12 protein-coding genes, 5 tRNA genes and 1 pseudogene are annotated in these 17,527 nt (G+C 39.4%); 14 read left to right on the top strand and 4 right to left on the bottom strand.

Annotation, left to right across the window (positions count from 1 at the left end):
- The first annotated feature begins 56 nt into the window (after nt 1-56).
- The 11 genes and pseudogenes from OO773_RS02665 (at nt 57) to OO773_RS02615 (ending at nt 8,781) form a co-directional block, all read left to right on the top strand.
- Nucleotides 57-422 carry a metallophosphoesterase family protein gene (locus OO773_RS02665; protein ID WP_264828660.1) on the top strand — a complete coding sequence of 122 codons (366 nt, stop codon included), beginning with the start codon at nt 57-59 and terminating at the stop codon, nt 420-422.
- A gap of 203 nt (nt 423-625) precedes the next feature.
- Nucleotides 626-1,561, top strand: coding sequence for a chemotaxis protein CheV (locus OO773_RS02660; protein WP_006564767.1), 936 nt, complete (start codon nt 626-628; stop codon nt 1,559-1,561).
- Nucleotides 1,562-1,606: 45 nt separating this feature from the next.
- Nucleotides 1,607-3,960, top strand: a pseudogene (locus OO773_RS02655) (chemotaxis protein CheW).
- A gap of 24 nt (nt 3,961-3,984) precedes the next feature.
- Nucleotides 3,985-4,476, top strand: a complete 492-nt coding sequence (locus OO773_RS02650; protein ID WP_006564765.1) for a chemotaxis protein CheW — start codon at nt 3,985-3,987, stop codon at nt 4,474-4,476.
- 13 nt (nt 4,477-4,489) lie between these two features.
- Complete coding sequence (locus OO773_RS02645; protein ID WP_264828659.1) at nt 4,490-6,256, top strand: methyl-accepting chemotaxis protein; 1,767 nt, start codon at nt 4,490-4,492, stop codon at nt 6,254-6,256.
- Between the two features lie 81 nt (nt 6,257-6,337).
- Nucleotides 6,338-8,314 (top strand): transglycosylase domain-containing protein, encoded by a 1,977-nt coding sequence (locus OO773_RS02640; RefSeq protein WP_319952023.1) that lies wholly within the window; start codon nt 6,338-6,340, stop codon nt 8,312-8,314.
- Between the two features lie 54 nt (nt 8,315-8,368).
- Nucleotides 8,369-8,444, top strand: a tRNA-Lys gene (locus tag OO773_RS02635).
- A 1-nt stretch (nt 8,445) separates the two neighbouring features.
- Nucleotides 8,446-8,520 (top strand) — tRNA-Glu (locus tag OO773_RS02630).
- 4 nt (nt 8,521-8,524) lie between these two features.
- Nucleotides 8,525-8,600: transfer RNA gene (locus tag OO773_RS02625), tRNA-Val, on the top strand.
- Between the two features lie 2 nt (nt 8,601-8,602).
- Nucleotides 8,603-8,679: transfer RNA gene (locus OO773_RS02620), tRNA-Asp, on the top strand.
- Nucleotides 8,680-8,705: 26 nt separating this feature from the next.
- Nucleotides 8,706-8,781, top strand: a tRNA-Glu gene (locus OO773_RS02615).
- On the opposite strand, the gene OO773_RS02610 is transcribed toward OO773_RS02615, so the two are convergent.
- The gene (locus tag OO773_RS02610; RefSeq protein WP_073115613.1) at nt 8,782-9,483 is read right to left on the bottom strand and encodes a cell surface protein; all 702 of its coding nucleotides are present in this window, start codon (nt 9,481-9,483) and stop codon (nt 8,782-8,784) included. It lies immediately after the preceding tRNA gene.
- Nucleotides 9,484-9,606: 123 nt separating this feature from the next.
- Between OO773_RS02610 and der the strand changes: the two genes are divergently transcribed.
- From der to dnaN, 3 genes are read left to right on the top strand one after another with little or no spacing between them, the layout of a single operon-like run.
- Entirely contained in the window at nt 9,607-10,923 is a 1,317-nt protein-coding gene (gene der / locus OO773_RS02605; protein ID WP_040499282.1) for a ribosome biogenesis GTPase Der, read from the top strand.
- Nucleotides 10,920-12,671, top strand: coding sequence for an AAA family ATPase (locus OO773_RS02600; protein WP_034376294.1), 1,752 nt, complete (start codon nt 10,920-10,922; stop codon nt 12,669-12,671). Before der ends, OO773_RS02600 begins: the two co-directional genes overlap by 4 nt.
- Before the next feature lie 18 nt (nt 12,672-12,689).
- The gene (gene dnaN, locus OO773_RS02595; RefSeq protein ID WP_233424232.1) at nt 12,690-13,766 is read left to right on the top strand and encodes a DNA polymerase III subunit beta; all 1,077 of its coding nucleotides are present in this window, start codon (nt 12,690-12,692) and stop codon (nt 13,764-13,766) included.
- Here dnaN and OO773_RS02590 read toward each other — a convergent pair.
- Genes OO773_RS02590 through OO773_RS02580 form a run of 3 tightly spaced genes read right to left on the bottom strand, consistent with a single transcriptional unit; the run spans nt 13,716 to nt 17,422 of the window.
- A complete protein-coding gene (locus OO773_RS02590) occupies nt 13,716-15,083 on the bottom strand; it encodes an NFACT family protein (protein WP_006564760.1) in 1,368 nt (455 codons plus the stop codon). The genes dnaN and OO773_RS02590 overlap by 51 nt on opposite strands.
- On the bottom strand, nt 15,080-16,555 hold the full coding sequence (locus OO773_RS02585) for an AAA family ATPase (RefSeq protein WP_233424231.1): 1,476 nt from the start codon (nt 16,553-16,555) through the stop codon (nt 15,080-15,082). Before OO773_RS02585 ends, OO773_RS02590 begins: the two co-directional genes overlap by 4 nt.
- Nucleotides 16,556-16,606: 51 nt before the next feature.
- Entirely contained in the window at nt 16,607-17,422 is an 816-nt protein-coding gene (locus OO773_RS02580) for an NAD(+)/NADH kinase (protein WP_040499281.1), read from the bottom strand.
- Nucleotides 17,423-17,527 lie beyond the last annotated feature (105 nt).

The raw sequence follows: 17,527 nt of genomic DNA, 5'->3' as shown, positions 1-17,527 counted from the left end.
TATCTCTATTCTGGAGCAATTAGAGCTACTGAGCCAAAAAAGTACCCTTTTTTATTTTGAGGGTAACCATCAGTCAACTCTTTTTAATGGGGGATATTTTCCAGATTTTAGTAGGCAGTGTCAAAAGCAGTTACAGGCCTTATATCTCTATTCTGGAGCAATTAGAGCTACTGAGCCAAAAAAGTACCCTTTTTTATTTTGAGGGTAACCATGATTTTGGATTAACCCAACTTTCTTATTTAAAAAATATCCAAATCTATCCTAGAAAAATCCAGCCCATTCCTTTTACCTGCCAACACAAACTCTTTTTATTAGCCCATGGGGATTTATTTTTAAAATGGGGCTATGAAATTTATATTAGGCTTTTATCTAGTCAGTTTTCTATTAAAACTTCGCTATTTTTGCCCCTACGCTTCACCTAGGCGGTGTAATTGAAGGGCATTTTCATATCGGGCGTTTTTATAAATCTGATCAAAATTTATTGTATGCAGCTTTGCCCTCTTTTTACCACAATCAAGAAATTTGCCAGTACATGGGGATTAAAACACCCTACGCTTAACCTAGGCGGTGTAATTGAAGGGCATTTTCATATCAAGCGTTATAAACCACCTAATTAGGAATAATTTTGACAGAGCAAAGTTTAGATACGGCGTTGAATTTAGGAGAAATTGAGTTGGTGGATTTTAGAATTTTTGGTTTGCAGGGGGATAAACCCTATGAGGGCATTTATGGGATCAATGTCTCTAAAGTACAAGAAATCATCATGATGCCTGAAATCTTTGAATTCCCCACCAATCTAAACTATATCTTGGGTGTTTTTGATCTGCGCTCTACAATTATCCCGCTTATTGATCTATCTACTTGGCTTGGGATTGTTCCTGATGAAAAACGCGTTGTAGAAAAAGTAGTGGTGATCACTGAATTTAGTAATGTCAAGATGGGTTTTGTCGTGCATGAAGCCAAGCGCATCCGCCGCATTGATTGGAGTGATGTAGAACCGGCTACTTTTAGCTCGCATAGCACGGTAGATGGCAATAAGATTACAGGCATTACTAAAGTTGAGGGCGATAAGACTTTACTGATCTTAGATTTAGAAAGTATCTTAGATGATTTAGAACTCCATGTAGCTCAACCTAAGAAAGAATCACAAAAGCAGCAGATTAAAAAATTTGAAGGGACTGTTTTATTTGTAGATGATAGTAGGACTGCTAGGAAAGCCATTAAATACACTTTGTTAAAACTAGGTTTTGATGTGGTGGAGGCCGTAGATGGTAAAGATGGATTAGAGAAGTTAGAAAAACTTTATGAGCAGTATCAAGAGGATCTAACCAAACACCTTAAATTGATCGTATCTGATGTGGAGATGCCTAAAATGGATGGGTATCATTTCTTTTCTAAAATCCAAGAGGACGCCCGTTTTGCTAATATCCCGGTGATTTTTAACTCTTCTATTTGCGATGATTACAGCGCCCAAAAGGCTTTAGATTTAGGGGCTAAGGGCTATTTGGTTAAATTTGATGCTAATCGCTTTATAGATGAGGTGAGTCGGGTTCTGGGTTAAGTGGGCAAAAAGTATAATACAACATCAAAAAATTAGAGGTGCTTAATGGATGATATGAAAGAAATCATGGAGGACTTCTTAGTAGAAGCCTTTGAGATGAATGAACAGCTTGATCAGGATTTAGTAGAGTTAGAACATAATCCTGAAGACCCAGACTTATTAAATCGTATTTTTAGGGTAGCGCATACCATTAAGGGCTCAAGTTCGTTTCTTAATTTAGATACCCTAACCCATTTGACCCACAATATGGAAGATGTGCTTAACCGTGCACGCAAAAATGAGTTAAAGATCACACCTGATGTGATGGATGTGGTGTTGCGCTCGGTGGATTTGATGAAAACTTTACTAGTAACTATCCGCAACACCGGTAGCGATGCTAATTCTGGGGTGGATATTTCAGATGTGGTTAAAAAATTACAAGCTATTGCACAAAGCCCTGAAGCAGGAGCGCAAGAAGCAGAGGCACAACCAAGTGCGCAGACCCCCCCACAAGAAACTCCCCCCCAAGAGAGTACGGCACAAGCACCTCAGGGAACAGATAATCCTCTAGCAAATGAACCAGAGCCAGATCTAGCTAAGATGCCTGAAGCAGGAGCGCAAGAAGCAGAGGCACAACCAAGTGCGCAGACCCCCCCACAAGAAACTCCCCCCAAGAGAATATGGCACAAGCACCTCAGGGAACAGATAATCCTCTAGCAAATGAACCAGAGCCAGCTCCAAAAGTTGCCCCTGCTGCTTCTAAGGGCCCTAAAGAAAAATCTGTGGCCATTGGGGTGGAGCAAACGGTACGCGTAGATGTGGGGCGGCTTGATCACCTCATGAATTTAATTGGGGAGTTGGTGCTAGGCAAAAACCGCTTGATTCGCATTTATGGAGATGTGGAGGAACGCTACGACGGGGAAAAATTCTTAGAAGAGCTTAACCAAGTGGTTTCTTCTATTTCAGCCGTTACAACAGATTTACAACTAGCGGTGATGAAAACTAGAATGCAACCCATTGGCAAGGTGTTTAATAAATTCCCGCGTATGGTGCGCGATTTGAGCCGCGAACTAGGTAAAAGCATTGATTTAGTTATTGACGGGGAGGAAACAGAGTTAGATAAATCCATTGTAGAGGAAATTGGCGATCCGCTTATCCATATTATCCGTAATTCTTGCGACCATGGGATTGAAAAACCCGAAGATCGTAAAATGTTAGGCAAGCCTGAAACGGGGCGCGTAGAACTTAGCGCTTATAATGAGGGCAATCATATCGTGATTAAAATTACTGATGATGGGGCGGGGATGGATCCGCAAAAGCTCAAGGCAAAGGCTGTAGAAAAAGGCATTATCACCGAAAGAGATGCAGCTGCTATGACAGATAAAGAGGCGCTTAATATCATCTTTAAACCCGGTTTTTCTACGGCTAAGGTGGTGAGTAATGTCTCCGGGCGGGGCGTGGGAATGGATGTGGTGAAAACTAATATTGAAAAACTCAATGGGATTATTGAGTTAGAATCACAAGTGGGTGTTGGCACGGTTGAGAAACTTAAAATTCCATTAACTTTAGCCATTATCCAAGCCTTGTTAGTGGGTGTACAAGAGGAATACTACGCTATTCCGCTCTCCTCAGTGCTTGAGACCGTGCGCATTAGCCAAGATGAAATCTATAGCGTAGATGGTAAAAGTGTGTTGCGTTTGCGCGATGAAGTGCTCTCTTTGGTGCGCTTAGCTGATATTTTTAAAGTAGATGCAATTTTAGAAGGCTCTAAAGAGGTGTATGTGGTGATTATCGGGCTAGCCGATCAAAAAATCGGGGTGATTGTGGATTATTTGATTGGCCAAGAGGAAGTGGTGATCAAATCTTTAGGCTATTATTTAAAAAGCACTAAAGGCATTGCGGGGGCGACGGTGCGTGGTGATGGCAAAATTACTTTAATCGTAGATGTGGGCACGATGATGGAAATGGCTAAAAATGTGAAAGTCAATGTCAATAGCCTCATTGATCAAGCCCAAAACTCTAACGCTAAAAACGCGCCTAGTGATTATATAGTTTTGGCTATTGATGATAGCAGTACTGACCGGGCGATGATGCGCAAATCTCTTAAACCTCTAGGGGTTACTGTATTAGAGGCAACCAATGGATTAGAGGGGCTAGAAATGGTTAAAAATGCTGATAAAGTTCCAGACGCCGTGCTAGTAGATATTGAAATGCCTAAGATGGACGGTTATACCTTTGCCTCTGAGGTGCGCAAATACAATAAATACAAAAACTTACCCCTCATTGCCGTAACTTCTAGGGTTACTAAAACCGATCGAATCCGTGGGGTGGAAAGTGGCATGACTGAATACATCACTAAGCCTTATAGCCCGGAATATTTAGCCAATGTGGTTAAACGAAGCATTAAACTAGAGGATTAAGGAGAGTACATGCAGCAAGATACAATGGCATTAAAAGAGCTGTTTGAAAAGCAAAAGAAAGGGGATAAAGAGGAAAAACCGGAGGAAAACGAGGAAATATTACAATTCATCGGTTTTATTATTGGTAATGAGGAATATGCGATCCCCATTTTGAATATTTTAGAAATTGTCAAACCCATTGGTTATACACGCGTACCTGAAACCCCCGGTTATGTACTAGGCGTGTTTAATTTGCGGGGTAATGTTTTCCCTCTAATTAGTTTACGGCTTAAATTTGGATTGCCCCCTGAAAAACTCAATAAAGACATGCGTTATCTAGTGGTGCGCCATAATGATCAAATTGCCGGGTTTTATATTGATCGCTTAACAGAGGCAATTCGCATTAAACAATCAGATATTGATCCCGTACCCGAGACCCTTTTAGAAAATAACCAACTCATCTATGGTATTGGCAAGCGAGAGGATAAATTGGTTTCTATCTTAAAAGTAGAAGAAATCTTGAAAAAAGATTTCTAACAGGATCATCTAAATGAATGCACTGCTTTCTAAACTAAGGATTAGTACAAAAATTGTTATGAGTGTGTGTTTTATTGTGGTGCTAGGGATTGCAATTTTAGGCTTCATTGTTAGTAATAAAGTACGCAATACAACAAGGGTGAATACCATTGAAGTTTTAAGTTCTGAAATTGAAGAGGGCGCATCGCGTTTACAGCGCAATATCAATAGAATGTTTGTTGCGCTTAAAAATTTGGATATGGATTTAGCCTCCATTGATTTAGCCCATAATGAAAAAGAACGGGATAAATTAATGAGACGATTTTTAAACGACGAGCACCATGTCAAAATTGTTAGCGTTATTTCTTTTAAGAGTCCTCATGATTTTTACATGGCACACCGCATAGGAAAATCTATTGAAATTTTAAAAACTAATAATTGTTATAACCCAGACATTTACCACAGGGTGGCACAAAGCCATAGCTTGCAAAAAAGTAGACCCTATTTTAAAGATATTGATGGTGAAAAGATTTTTGGCTTTGATTTTGGCATACCTTTAAAGAAAGTACAAAATGGCAACGCTGAGGTAGTGGGTGTGATCGTTGCCTTTGTGAGTATTGATAGTTTTAGTGAAATGGTTTTGCGTAAGCAACAAGATACCTTTTTGATGCAAGAGAATGGGTATTTATTGCTAGTCTATGATGGAAAACTTCAGGGTAAACTTTTAAACGAGGTTAATCCCGACCCTTCGGCAAAAAAAGTAGTTGGTTTGACACGAGAAGGTTATTCAGGGGTGGTAAATTACCATGCCTTGCGCACCAATAAAGATAGCTTTTTATTTGTTAAAGCCTTTGATATTTTTGACAAAGTGGATTCGGGTAGTTTTAAATTTAATTGGGCTTTGGCTAGATTTGTCAGTAGAGATGAAGTTTTTGCCGTCGCTTATGAATTACAGAAGTTAATTTTAATTGCCGGCAGTGTTGTACTGCTTATTTTAATCGTTGCTGTGTATTTACTGGTGCGTTATTTAGTGGGTAATCGTATTGTGGTGGTCTCTACTACTCTAGATGGGTTTTTTAGATTGCTAAATGATCCTAAAAAGGGCGGTGATGTCCATATCGTTAAGACAAATGTGCTTGATGAAATTGGACGCATGCAACAATCTATTAATACAAATGTTTTAAGAATCCATGAAAATACCAAAGCCGATAATACAACGATTGAGGATATGTTAAATGTTGTGCGCCACATTAAAGAGGGGGATTTTACCCAAAAGATCGCAGCTATCCCTAATAACCCAAGCTTATTACAACTTAAAGAACTTTTTAACGATGTGATCACCTATCTCCAACAACACATTGGCTCACATATGCAAGTGATCAACCAAGCCTTTGAGCGCTATAAAGCTTTAGACTTTACACAAGGCATTGCTAATCCTTCTGGGGATATGGAAAAAGCTGTTGATGATTTAGGGGCAGAAATTAAAAGAATGTTGCGTACTTCTTTAGACTTTGCTAGCGCGCTTACTCAAGAATCACAGGGTCTAAAAACCTGTGTGGATAATTTAACCAATAGCGCTAACCAGCAAAATAAGAACTTGATACAAACTTCTAAATCTATAGAGGCCATTACAGAGGGCATTGCTAGTATTAGCCAAAAGAGTGAGGGAATGATTGCACAAGGGCAAGATATTAGAGATATTGTAGAAATTATTAAAGATATTGCCGATCAAACCAATTTATTGCTTCTGAATCGATTAAAATGCAAAGCCAGAGTGTGGAGGAGATCAACGCGTCTTTAGAAACTTTCAAACAAGACACACAGAATAATTTAAACATCGCTCATACCCTTAGGAGAAATTGAGGCTAATATTAATGTTTTATTGCAAAGTATTGCTGATGCTTCTGAATCGATTAAAATGCAAAGCCAGAGTGTGGAGGAGATCAACGCGTCTTTAGAAACTTTCAAACAAGACACACAGAATAATTGGGTGTATCTGCTGTATTTGTGGATGCAGGCCTCTATTGATGTGCAAAAGGTGGTGGATTATAAACCAAATGTGATCACTAAAATTGTAGATAGCAGAGGACGGCTTATTGCGAATTTATACGATAAGGAATTTCGCATTTACGCGCCTTTTTCTGAGATTCCCCCTAGAATGGTGGAGGCTCTTTTAGCGGTAGAAGACACGCTATTTTTTGAACATGGCGGGGTGAATTTAGATGCGATTTTACGCGCTTTTTTAAAAAATTTACGCAACCAAAAATACGCCGAAGGGGGTAGCACACTCACCCAGCAGCTAGTTAAAAACATGCTTTTAACACGGACGAAGACTCTAGATCGCAAGATTAAAGAAATGATTTTATCTGTCAAACTAGAGCAAGTGTTGAGTAAAGAGCAGATTTTAGAGCGCTACTTTAACCAAACTTTTTTTGGGCATGGGTTTTATGGGATCAAAACGGCAAGTTTGGGCTATTTTAAAAAACCTCTAGCGCTTTTGACTTTAAAAGAAATGGCAATGTTAGTAGCCCTCCCACGCGCCCCCTCATTTTATGATCCAACTAAACGGCTAGATTTTTCACTAGCTAGGGCTAATAGCATTATTAAGCGCATGCATGATTTGGGTTGGATTACAGATGATGAGATGTACTTGGCATTAAATGAAGTGCCTAAGGTTTATAACACAACTCTAACCCAAAATGTTGCCCCCTATGTGGTAGATGAAGTGGTGCGTACTTTAGCTTTCTTGCCAGATTTAAAAACGGGTGGATACACCATTAAACTTTATATCAATCTGGATTATCAAAAAATGGCCCAAGATTCCTTGCGATTAGGCTATGAGAATGTCAGTCATAAACTCCATGAGAGTGCAGATAGTACGCTAAATGGGGCGATGGTGGTAACAGAGACTAAAAGCGGGCATGTTCTAGCATTAGTAGGCGGAATAGATCACCAAAAAAGCGCCTTTAACCGCGCTACCCAAACCAAGCGGCAATTTGGTAGCGCTGTTAAGCCCTTTATTTATCAAATTGCTTTTAATAATGGGTTATCTAGCGCGTCCTTAATTCCAGATGTAGCCCGCAGTTTTAATAACGATAGTACCACCTCCAGACAACGCCACTGGCGTCCTAAAAATGATAACCATAAATTTAATGGCCTTGTAACCCTTAAAAGTGCGCTCACCCACTCACTCAATCTAGCCACGCTTAATTTAGTAGATTATGTGGGTTTTGATACGATCTATAGAGATTTAAGCGCCTTTGGATTTGAAAACCTACCCAAAAATATGTCCATTGCTTTGGGTAGTTTTGGAATTTCCCCACTAGAGGCAAGCATGCAATATTCGCTTTTTTCTAATTATGGAAATATCCTTGAACCTATTTTAATTGAAAGCATTGTTGATGCCAAAGGGCATGACAAACCTCTTAAAATCCCAGCCCCTAAAACCGTTCTATCTAAAGCACAGGCTTTTCTCACTCTCTCTGTTCTTGAAAATGTCGTAGAAAATGGAACAGGCAGACAAGCCCAAGTTCCCGGGTTAGAAATAGCGGGTAAAACAGGGACTTCTAATAACTATGTAGACGCGTGGTTTTGTGGGTTTAGCCCCAGTTTACAGGCCATTATTTGGTATGGGAGAGATGATAATACCAGTATTGGACATGGCATGGCAGGTGGCGCGGTGGCTGCTCCTGTTTTTGCTGATTTTATGAAAAAAGCCCTCAAACTCAATCCCGCTCTCAAACGGCATTTTGAAATCCCAGAAGATGTGATCAAACAAACAATCAATGGAGAAACCTATTACACCACCAAAGAATCCCAAGCGCCTACGATGCAAACTACCGCCCCCTTACTTTTTTGAGAGCTTGACAAACACTTTTAAAAAATGTTAAAATTGGCTTTTTGTTTGTGAGAAGACCCGTTAGCTCAGCAGGTAGAGCAATTCCCTTTTAAGGAATGGGCCGCTGGTTCGAATCCAGCACGGGTCACCAAGGCTCCTTCATCTAGAGGTTAGGATACCACCCTTTCACGGTGGTTACAGGGGTTCAAATCCCCTAGGAGTCACCACAAAGGTCGCTTAGCTCAGTTGGTAGAGCGCCACCCTTACAAGGTGGATGTCATAAGTTCGAGTCTTATAGCGACCACCATTGGAGCGGTAGTTCAGCTGGTTAGAATACCTGCCTGTCACGCAGGGGGTCGCGGGTTCAAGTCCCGTCCGTTCCGCCACTCTTCCCTAGCTATTTTTACACTTAGACCCCTTCATCTAGTGGCCAAGGATACCACTCTTTCAAGGTGGAAACGGAAGTTCAAATCTTTCAGGGGTCGCCACTATCTTGGGCATTCTAAAAAGAGGTCAAAGCTTGCTTTATTGCGTAGTTCTCGCTTAAAATCTAAATTAATCATGACTTCTTTACTATGGCTAAAGGTATCAATGAGTTGTTTTCTAATCACAATGCGGCAGTTTTGGGTGTCAAATTGGTAGGGGATTTTATCAATATCAATTTCAAACCGGGTAGGGGTTTTTTGTTTTAAAGCATAGCGCTGGTAAGCGGTGTTAATGCTGTGATTTTTTTGATCTTTTTGGGAATACTGATAGGTATTAAGACGGCCTTCAATATTGGTGATTTGTGTTGAGGTGTTATTAAGCGTAAAAGTCTGGGTTTGTTGTTTGGTTAAAAACACCTCCCCTTGCATGAATTTTTGTAGTTCCAAGGAATGGGTGGTTAAGAATAATTTACCATGCGATTCTTCTACCCCCACCTCGTTTTGCCTAAGAGGGTAGTAATTTTCTTGGAGAAAAACCACTTTTTTTAGATCGTCCCCTTTAACTTTGATGTGTTGTGTAACCTGTTGGCTAGATTGACGGGCTGTTTGCAGATGGTTGTGATTTACCGTATTAGTAATATCTTCCTTATAATTGAAATTGTAGATAGGTACTATATCGCGGGGGTGTCCGCATCCTAAAAAAAGCCAGATAGCCATGAAACACACAAATAGCCCATATACACCCCGCACCCTAAACTTATCCATTAAAGACCCTTCTTTAAGTTTTAAAGCTTATAATTCAGGGCTTATAATAAATTAATATGTCTTAAATTTAGAGGGGGTTAGGTTGGTTGTGGTATTTTGTATCCAAAAACTAAAGGAGCTTACATGCTTAAAATTGCTATTTTGGGCAAGCCAAATGTAGGTAAAAGCTCTTTATTTAATTGCCTGCTTAGAAGCCGTAGCGCAATCACCTTTGATATTGCCGGTACAACCCGGGATATTAAAAAGCAAACTTTTTTACTAGCAGGCCATGGGGTGGAGCTTTGGGATACAGGCGGGTTTGATGCAGATAGTATTTTTGGAGAACAGATTCAATCTTTTAATTTAGAAGCGATTAAAGCTAGCGATTTAATTCTCTATGTTGTAGATGGCAAAATCCCCCCACAAGATGAGGATAAAAAATACCTACTTGAGATACAAAAACAAAAACGGGCATGTTTTTTACTTGTTAATAAACTAGATAACCAAGTAGAAGAGTTAGCGGGTTATGAATTTGCTAGTTTGGGCATTAAAGAGATGTTTTTTATCTCTGTTAGCCATAATAAAGGTCTAAACACGCTTACAAATGCCATTTTAAAATATTTTCATCTAAAACCCTTAGAATCGCCAATTCATTTAAGTACTAATCCTGCTATCCAAGTAGGAATCATCGGGCGAGTTAATGTGGGTAAAAGCTCTCTTTTAAATGCCCTGATAGAGCAAGAACGCGCCTTAGTCTCTGAGATTCCGGGTACTACCATTGATCCGGTTGATCAAAGCATTTCTCATCATAATCAAGAAATTTGTTTTGTAGATACAGCGGGCTTGCGCCAAAGAAGCAAAGTGGAAGGCTTGGAGAAATTTGCCCTTGATCGCACACGAAAAGTCCTTGAAAAATCCCATATTGCTTTGTTAGTTTTAGATGCTAGTACGCCCTTTGTAGAATTAGATGAAAAAATCGCCTCTTTAGCTGGTGAGTACAATTTAGGGGTGATTGTGGTGTTTAATAAATGGGATATTAAACATGCTGGATTTGAAACAATTATAGAGGATTTTAAACATAAATTTAAATTTTTACAATATGCCCCGCTTCTTACAACAAGTGCTATCTCTAAGCGCCATATCCTCCAAATCAAAGATAAAATCCTAGAAGTTTATGCTTATTTTTCCATGCGCATTAGCACCAGTACGCTTAATCAAACCATTATAGAAGCCACAGAAAAACACCCACTCCCAAGTGATCATGGCAAAATTGTGCGGATTTATTACAGTACCCAATTTGCCTCTTGTCCGCCTCAAATTGCTTTGGTTATGAATCGCCCTAAGGCTTTGCACTTTAGCTATAAGCGCTATCTGACCAATACTTTGCGCGCTAAGTTTGGCTTTTTAGGTACGCCTATTTTGCTACTAGCCAGAGGCAAAGAAGAAACTTTGCAAACATGAGTACGGCCTACTTTTTAGATTTTATACAAACTCCAGATGTGGCGCGCGCGCGTATTTTCTATGCCCTTAAGTGCAGTGTTAAAGAGGCCAAAATTTTACAATATTTAGGTAGCCAATATCTCAAAGGGCATAGCAATCTAGGGGTGGTACATATCTTAGAAATGCTTTTTGATGCCAAAGAAGAAAAAGCACTACCCCACCTCACTTCTATTAAAAATCTTTTAGATTTAGGATGGGCGATTCAAGAAAAACATGCTAGAAGACAAGAATTATTACTCCTAGAATTGCTAGATAGCTCTTTAAGTTTAAGCCATGCCTTTTTTAAACTCACAGAAGATGGGTGTAGTAAACACTCCTTTTTAGAGATCACACCCTATGTGGATCATTTAGACTACTTCAATGATTGGTTTTTAAAAATTGAACTTTTAATCAAACTGCAAAGAGTGGGTTTACGGGGGCGTGCAAAAATCAAAGAGGAACTTGAGCTGTTAGATCATAAAATGAAGGCGCGTACAAAGAGTACAACACCTGCTCTCTCTGTGCAAAAATTTCTGAATAAACACAACCTAACGCCTAAGGAGAAACTTATTTTCTTTGCGCTGCTCAAAGATGTTTATAATAGCCGTGATTATGATAAAGAGGAGGAATCTTTAAGCTATTATCAAAATTTATTGCATCTATTGAGCGCAGATGGGAGTACTCCTAAACAAAATGCCGCGCTTTTAAGCCCCACAAGCCCTTTAATCAAAAAAAAGATTGTAGAGTTTGAGGAATTGCTCGATCCCTTTGATCAAGGGCTAGTGCGCCAATTCTTTTTACAAGAATCGATTTTAGAAACCATCACCTCCCCTAATAATTCTCGTACCCATGCCACTCTTAAGAATATCCTTAAAGATAGCGATATTTTTGAGGCTTTGGAATCTAAAGTGGGTTTAGAGGAAGTGGTGTTAAGCCAAAAAACCAAAGAAACCCTAGAGGTTTTACTCAAACAAATGAATCCACAAATGCAACAACGCTTGAAAGATTGGGGTTTAGCCAATAAAATTCATAAAGATTTTGAAGCAAAAATTATCTTTTATGGGCCTCCGGGCACGGGTAAAACCATGAGTGCGCTAGCCTTAGCTAAAAGTTTAAAAAAAGAGGTTTTGGGGTTTGATTGTTCTAAAATCCTTTCTATGTATGTGGGCGAATCAGAAAAAAATGTGCGCAAAATCTTTGATGACTACCAAAAAATCGCCAAACAATGCAAAAACCCACCCATTTTACTTTTAGATGAAGCCGATCAGTTTTTAAGTACCCGTACTGCAGCTAGCAGTGGCGCGGATAAAATGCATAACCAAATGCAAAACATCTTTTTACACCAGATTGAAAAATTTGAAGGGGTGTTGATTGCTACAACCAATTTATTAGAAACTTTAGATACCGCCTTTTCACGGCGTTTTAACCATAAAATTGAATTTAAACCCCCTACATTTGAACAGCGGGTAGAGTTGTGGAAAAAATACCTGCCCAAAAACGCCCCCTACGCGCCCCCACACACTAGAGAAAGTTTAGCCCACAATCTAGCCCGCCATGCTCTTAGTGGGGGGCAAATTGCCTTAGTGGTTAAAAATACGGCCTATAAAATTGCTACCTATGAAAACCCTCTTTTTAGTTTAGAGGATTTGATAGCCGAAATCCATAAAGAAAAACAAGGTAATTTTGATAGCTCTAAAAATATTGGCTTTGGTTTACAAAAATTACAATAAAGGATTGATTTGCATTTGATGATTGAAAAAACACGGCTAGAAGAGGCGCTTAAAAATCTCATTGCCTTTACCGATCGCAAGGATTTAACTAATATCACCTCTCATATTTGTTTAGAGGCCAAAGGAGATTTGTTACGCCTAGAGGCTAATGATTTAGAAATGGGGCTGTGTTTGAATCTAAACGCATCGATCTTAGAGGAGGGGGGCGCGACTTTTAACGCTAAGCACTTTTTAGACATCGCCTCTAAATTAGAGCAAGGAGAACTCACCTTACAAACCAAAGAAAACTATGTGCATATTAGTTTTAAGCGTTCTAAATTTAAACTCCCCCTCTTTGATAAGGCAGATTTCCCCACTTTCCCTAGCTTTGAAGACTTACCCTTTGTACACTTTAGCGATACGACTTTAGGCGAATATTTTAAAAAACTAACCCATGTTATCAGCACCAACGCTTCTAAATACGAGTTTGGCGGTGTACTTTTAGTGTTTAAAGATCGTTTAGAGCTAGTGGCTACAGATACAAGGCGGCTTGCTTTGGTTCAAATGGATCCGGATAATATGCCTACAACTAAAACAACCCAAGAATTTATCCTACCCAAACGGGCGATGTTAGAAATTAGTAAGTTATTTGAAAGCGATTTTGATATGCTTTATGAAACCCATGATCAACCTAGCATGCTCTTTTTTAAAAACGCCTCTATGGTTTTATACTCTAAACTCATTAGTGGCAAATATCCCAATTATCAGGCCATTATCCCCTCTGAATTTACCCACCAACTAGAATTAGATACACAGAAATTTAAAGAGGCCATTCAGATCACAAATGCTTTAAGTAGTACCACCAAAATTTGTTTTTATCCGGGTTATATTGAATTTGAATCTCTGCAAGATGAAAACCCTAGCTTTGCTAGTACTTCTATTGAGGCACAAACCACTTTAGAGGGTTTTACTCTCCATGTCCATGCCCGCCATGTCCTAGATGCACTTAATGCCCTGCATACCCCTACTTTTACTCTCTTGCTTAATGAGAATACCCGACCTTTTTTAGTCCAAAATGAGGGGTTTAAAACCCTCATCATGCCCGTTATGATCTAAGATAACCACCACGCTAGAAAAATGCGTATAACTTACATGGGCTTTACCTTTATTAGTGAATTTGACATGCTTTTTTTGGGTGTAATCAATAGGCACTTTTAAAGTTTGTTGGCTAGTGAGTTTGGGGTAGGTTAATTTAGCTAAAAGTTTACAGGCTTTTAATAAAACACTTGAGGAGGGGTTATTCGGGTGAGAAAAGATAAGCATGTGAGCGCTTGGCTTGTCTTTAATGTGTGCCCAAATATCTCTTGAACGCGCGTTTTTAAGCAAGGCGCGGTTTTCTGTTTCATTGCGCCCAAAGCCCACCCGTATCCCTTCAATTTCAAGGCTTTCCCAAGTGTTAGAGGATTTTTTAGAATTTTTAGGGGGGGTTAATATGTGCAATTCTTCTAAACTAGCCTTGTCTAAAAGAGCCATTTTAGAATCTAAAAACGCACTTTTAGAAAGTAGATTTTCTCTTTGTAGCCCGATGTGGCTAGCTTTTTGTTGGCATTTCTTAGCCTCTTTAAAAAGTTTATCGGCTGCATCGCTAAAAGAGCGCGCATTTTTAGGTAATTTAATCTGTTCTTGTTCTAAGATTAGTGTATCTGTATAGAGGTCTTTAGGTTTTAAGGTGTGCAGGTGGCAAAGAATTAAACAAGCATGGTTGTGTTTTTCTGTAGCCTGCTCTTTGAGTTCTTCAGGGCTTTTTAGCTGGTTTAAAAGAGATTGTAAGGTCTCTTTCTTTTTAAGCCATGCGCGTTTGAGGGTCTCTTTTTTGGTTTGTAATTGTTTAGCACTATGATCAGCGTGCAACTCTTCTAAAGATTGTAGCAGTTCTTTTAATGCCATAGGTTTTAAAGGGGGGCGGCTAAAGGGAGGTTTTTTAAGAGGGGCTAGAGGCTTATTTTTAAGCACAGGGCGATAACTTGAGGATAACCCTATAAAATGTAGCGCCTCTATCACATACCCTTCACTATTAAGTAAAATCGCGTTGCTGTGCTTGCCTGTAAATTCTAATTGTAAAATCGTGTGGGTTTTTTTATAGGTTTCTTTTCCCTCTAAAGTGATTTTTAAAATGCGATCTTCATTCTCTAGATACACATCTACAATCTTAGCATTGCTTGCATGTTTTTCTAAAGCTAGGTTTAAGGCGGTTTTATGGATCAAAAGAGGGGTTTTATCCAGATAAACATAACTGTTACCCTTTTGCATGCAGGCTTTAAAAGCATAAGCGGGGGTGTCTAAACTGAAAATATTTTGGGCATGGCGGATAGTGATCTTAGCCTGTGCTTTGAGTAGCTGTGCGAAGTGATAAAGTAAAGAGTAGGGAATCATTTAGGTTTTAATTTCATCTTAGCATAAGCAATGGCCTCTTGGCCTAAATTAGCATCTACCATACGCGCAATTTCTAAAGTTTGCTCGTCTTTGCTAAGTTGTTTAACCTGTGTATGCGAGCCACTTGGAAAAACTAAGAAATGCCGCTCTGCTAGGGAGGGAAGATGAGGGGCATGAGAAATGGCAATCACTTGGTAATGCACACTTAACTCTTTTAAAATCTCAGCCACACTTGTACTTTCGCGCCCGCTTAAATTTGCATCTAATTCATCAACTAAAAGAATCTGATTAGCCCTTTGTGCATACAATTTAGCCTTAAGAGCTAAAAGCGCTAGACGCAAGCGATTAGACTCCCCTGCGCTAATGTGTTCTGTATTAGCACTGCCCAGACGGATCTGGAGTTGATCTAATCCATGCGCGCCTAGTGGCACTGATTTAAGCTCTAAGATGGGTTTTTTAAGCCATAACTTATCTGTGTAACTTTCTAAGAGTTCTTGCATGTTAGAAAGATGTTTTTGGCGCTCTGCTTTGATTTGTAAGGCTAAATGCAAACATTCTTGTTCTAAATGCTTTACTTTTTCTTGCAGGGTTTTAAGGTGGTGTTGGTGGTTGTTATACTGCTCATAGTTAGCGATTAATTGCTCTTTATGGGCTCTAGCCTGTGCTTCACTGCCATGTTTTTTAACCACTGCGCCTAATTGGCTGATTTTGTCTAAAAGGGCTTGAATATCTAGATTTTCTAGTTCCTCTAGGCTAGATTGGGCGTTTAATAAAAAATCTTGGGCTTCTTCTAAAGCTTGGGCTAGGGCTAGAGATTGGGTATTGGGTAGTGCTTTTGTGATTTTGTTTGTGTATTCTAGTGCTTTGAGGGCTTCTATAATCTCTACTCTGCGTTTTTCTTGCATTTGATAAGTTTTTTTGCATTCTAAAAGCCGTTCGTACGCTCCATCGCTTAAATCTAGGCTTTGTAATTGCGCAAGCTCAAAACGCGCCAGTTCGCTAAGCATATCCAAATGGGGTTGTTTGGCTTGCAATTCTTGTAAACTATGGACAGCCTCTTGGTAGCAGACATAGGTGTGTTTAAAAGAGTTAAGGAGATCTTTTTGTGTGCTGCTATCTAAAAGTTCTATAAGAAAATCTCCATGTAATTCTTGGACATGTTTATGGCTAGAAATGTGTAAGATTAAAGGAGAAAAGAACTCTTTTAGGGCTTTTTTAGAAGTGGGTTTGTGGTTATGGGTATAGGTGGTTTTTTTTCTCTTAAAAGCGTGGATAAGAGAGTGCTCAGAGGTTTGCCAATGCATTTGAATAGAATGTGCAGGCATAGGCTTTAAACCCACACTAGCCAAGATACAATCCACCAATACACTTTTTCCACTCCCACTAATCCCGCTAATGACATTTAAATGCGGGCTTAATCGCAAATGCGCATGCATAAACAACCCGCCTTTAATTTCTATCTCTTCTATCATTACATAACCTGTTGTTTTTTTCAGTCTAACATGGCGCCCTTTAAAGGCAAATTAGGGATGTGATGTCCCCCATGAAAACTTCTCTTTTAAGACTTTGAAATAATTATACTCTAGGGGCTGGATTAATTTAGCTTGCCGGATAGACTTATAAATTTGCAGGCTTTGCTTAGATTTAAGGGTGTAGCGCACTTGTCCGTCTATAACCACAGAACAGGATTGTTTAGGCACTATCTCTAAATGGGCTTGATCGTTTAAAATGATAGGCCTTTGGTAAAGAGAGTGGGGGGCAATGGGTGTGATGAGGATATTTTGGCACAAGGGGTAGACAACACTCCCACCTACGCTAATATTATAGGCCGTAGAACCCAGAGGGGTCGCAAAGATAAGGCCATCTACTTGGTAGGTGTTGGCTAAAACTCCATCAATAAAAAGCTGTAGCCCTAACATGCCGGAATAATCTTTTTTAGTTACCACAATATCATTAGCGCATAAAAAATGTTGCTTGGCAATCTTTCCCTCTAGCATTAAATGGTTTTGGATTTGATAATGCCCTTGTGTAAGCGCTTCTAAAAAATGGGGAGCGCCTTCTAAATTAGTGGCTGTTAAAAACCCCAAATGCCCGACATGGATTCCAAAACATAGGCTATTTGAAGGGTGGCGCAGAGCCGCTAGAAGCGTGCCATCTCCTCCAAAACACAATAAAACTTCTTGAGACAAGGACATTTCAGGGAGTTTAAAATCATAAGTAATTTTGGCTTCTTTTAATAGTTGTTCTAAAGTAAGCAAGAGTTCAGAAGAAAGGGCTGGCTTGCGTAAAACATGTACGCGCAAAATAGGTTCTCGGCGTCTTAAAGAAAGCCTTAGCATTATTCAAGGAAAGTCCCTGGAGAAACTCCAGAGACTAAAAAGGAGGGGGATTTGGATAGTAGCACGCAAGAACTTAAACAGAGCTTAAAAAGAATTTTAAAATAA

The organism is Helicobacter suis HS1 (assembly GCF_026000295.1).
Taxonomy (GTDB): Bacteria; Campylobacterota; Campylobacteria; order Campylobacterales; family Helicobacteraceae; genus Helicobacter; species Helicobacter suis.
This window is presented reverse-complemented; position numbering and strand designations above follow the sequence as displayed.

Coding starts and splice junctions, on each gene's coding strand:
- OO773_RS02600 (WP_034376294.1), top strand. CDS start 10,920: ATGAGTACGGCCTACTTTTTAGATTTTATACAAACTCCAGATGTGGCG.
- OO773_RS02585 (WP_233424231.1), bottom strand. CDS start 16,555: ATGATAGAAGAGATAGAAATTAAAGGCGGGTTGTTTATGCATGCGCAT.
- OO773_RS02610 (WP_073115613.1), bottom strand. CDS start 9,483: ATGGATAAGTTTAGGGTGCGGGGTGTATATGGGCTATTTGTGTGTTTC.
- OO773_RS02590 (WP_006564760.1), bottom strand. CDS start 15,083: ATGATTCCCTACTCTTTACTTTATCACTTCGCACAGCTACTCAAAGCA.
- OO773_RS02645 (WP_264828659.1), top strand. CDS start 4,490: ATGAATGCACTGCTTTCTAAACTAAGGATTAGTACAAAAATTGTTATG.
- OO773_RS02650 (WP_006564765.1), top strand. CDS start 3,985: ATGGCATTAAAAGAGCTGTTTGAAAAGCAAAAGAAAGGGGATAAAGAG.
- der (WP_040499282.1), top strand. CDS start 9,607: ATGCTTAAAATTGCTATTTTGGGCAAGCCAAATGTAGGTAAAAGCTCT.
- dnaN (WP_233424232.1), top strand. CDS start 12,690: ATGATTGAAAAAACACGGCTAGAAGAGGCGCTTAAAAATCTCATTGCC.
- OO773_RS02580 (WP_040499281.1), bottom strand. CDS start 17,422: ATGCTAAGGCTTTCTTTAAGACGCCGAGAACCTATTTTGCGCGTACAT.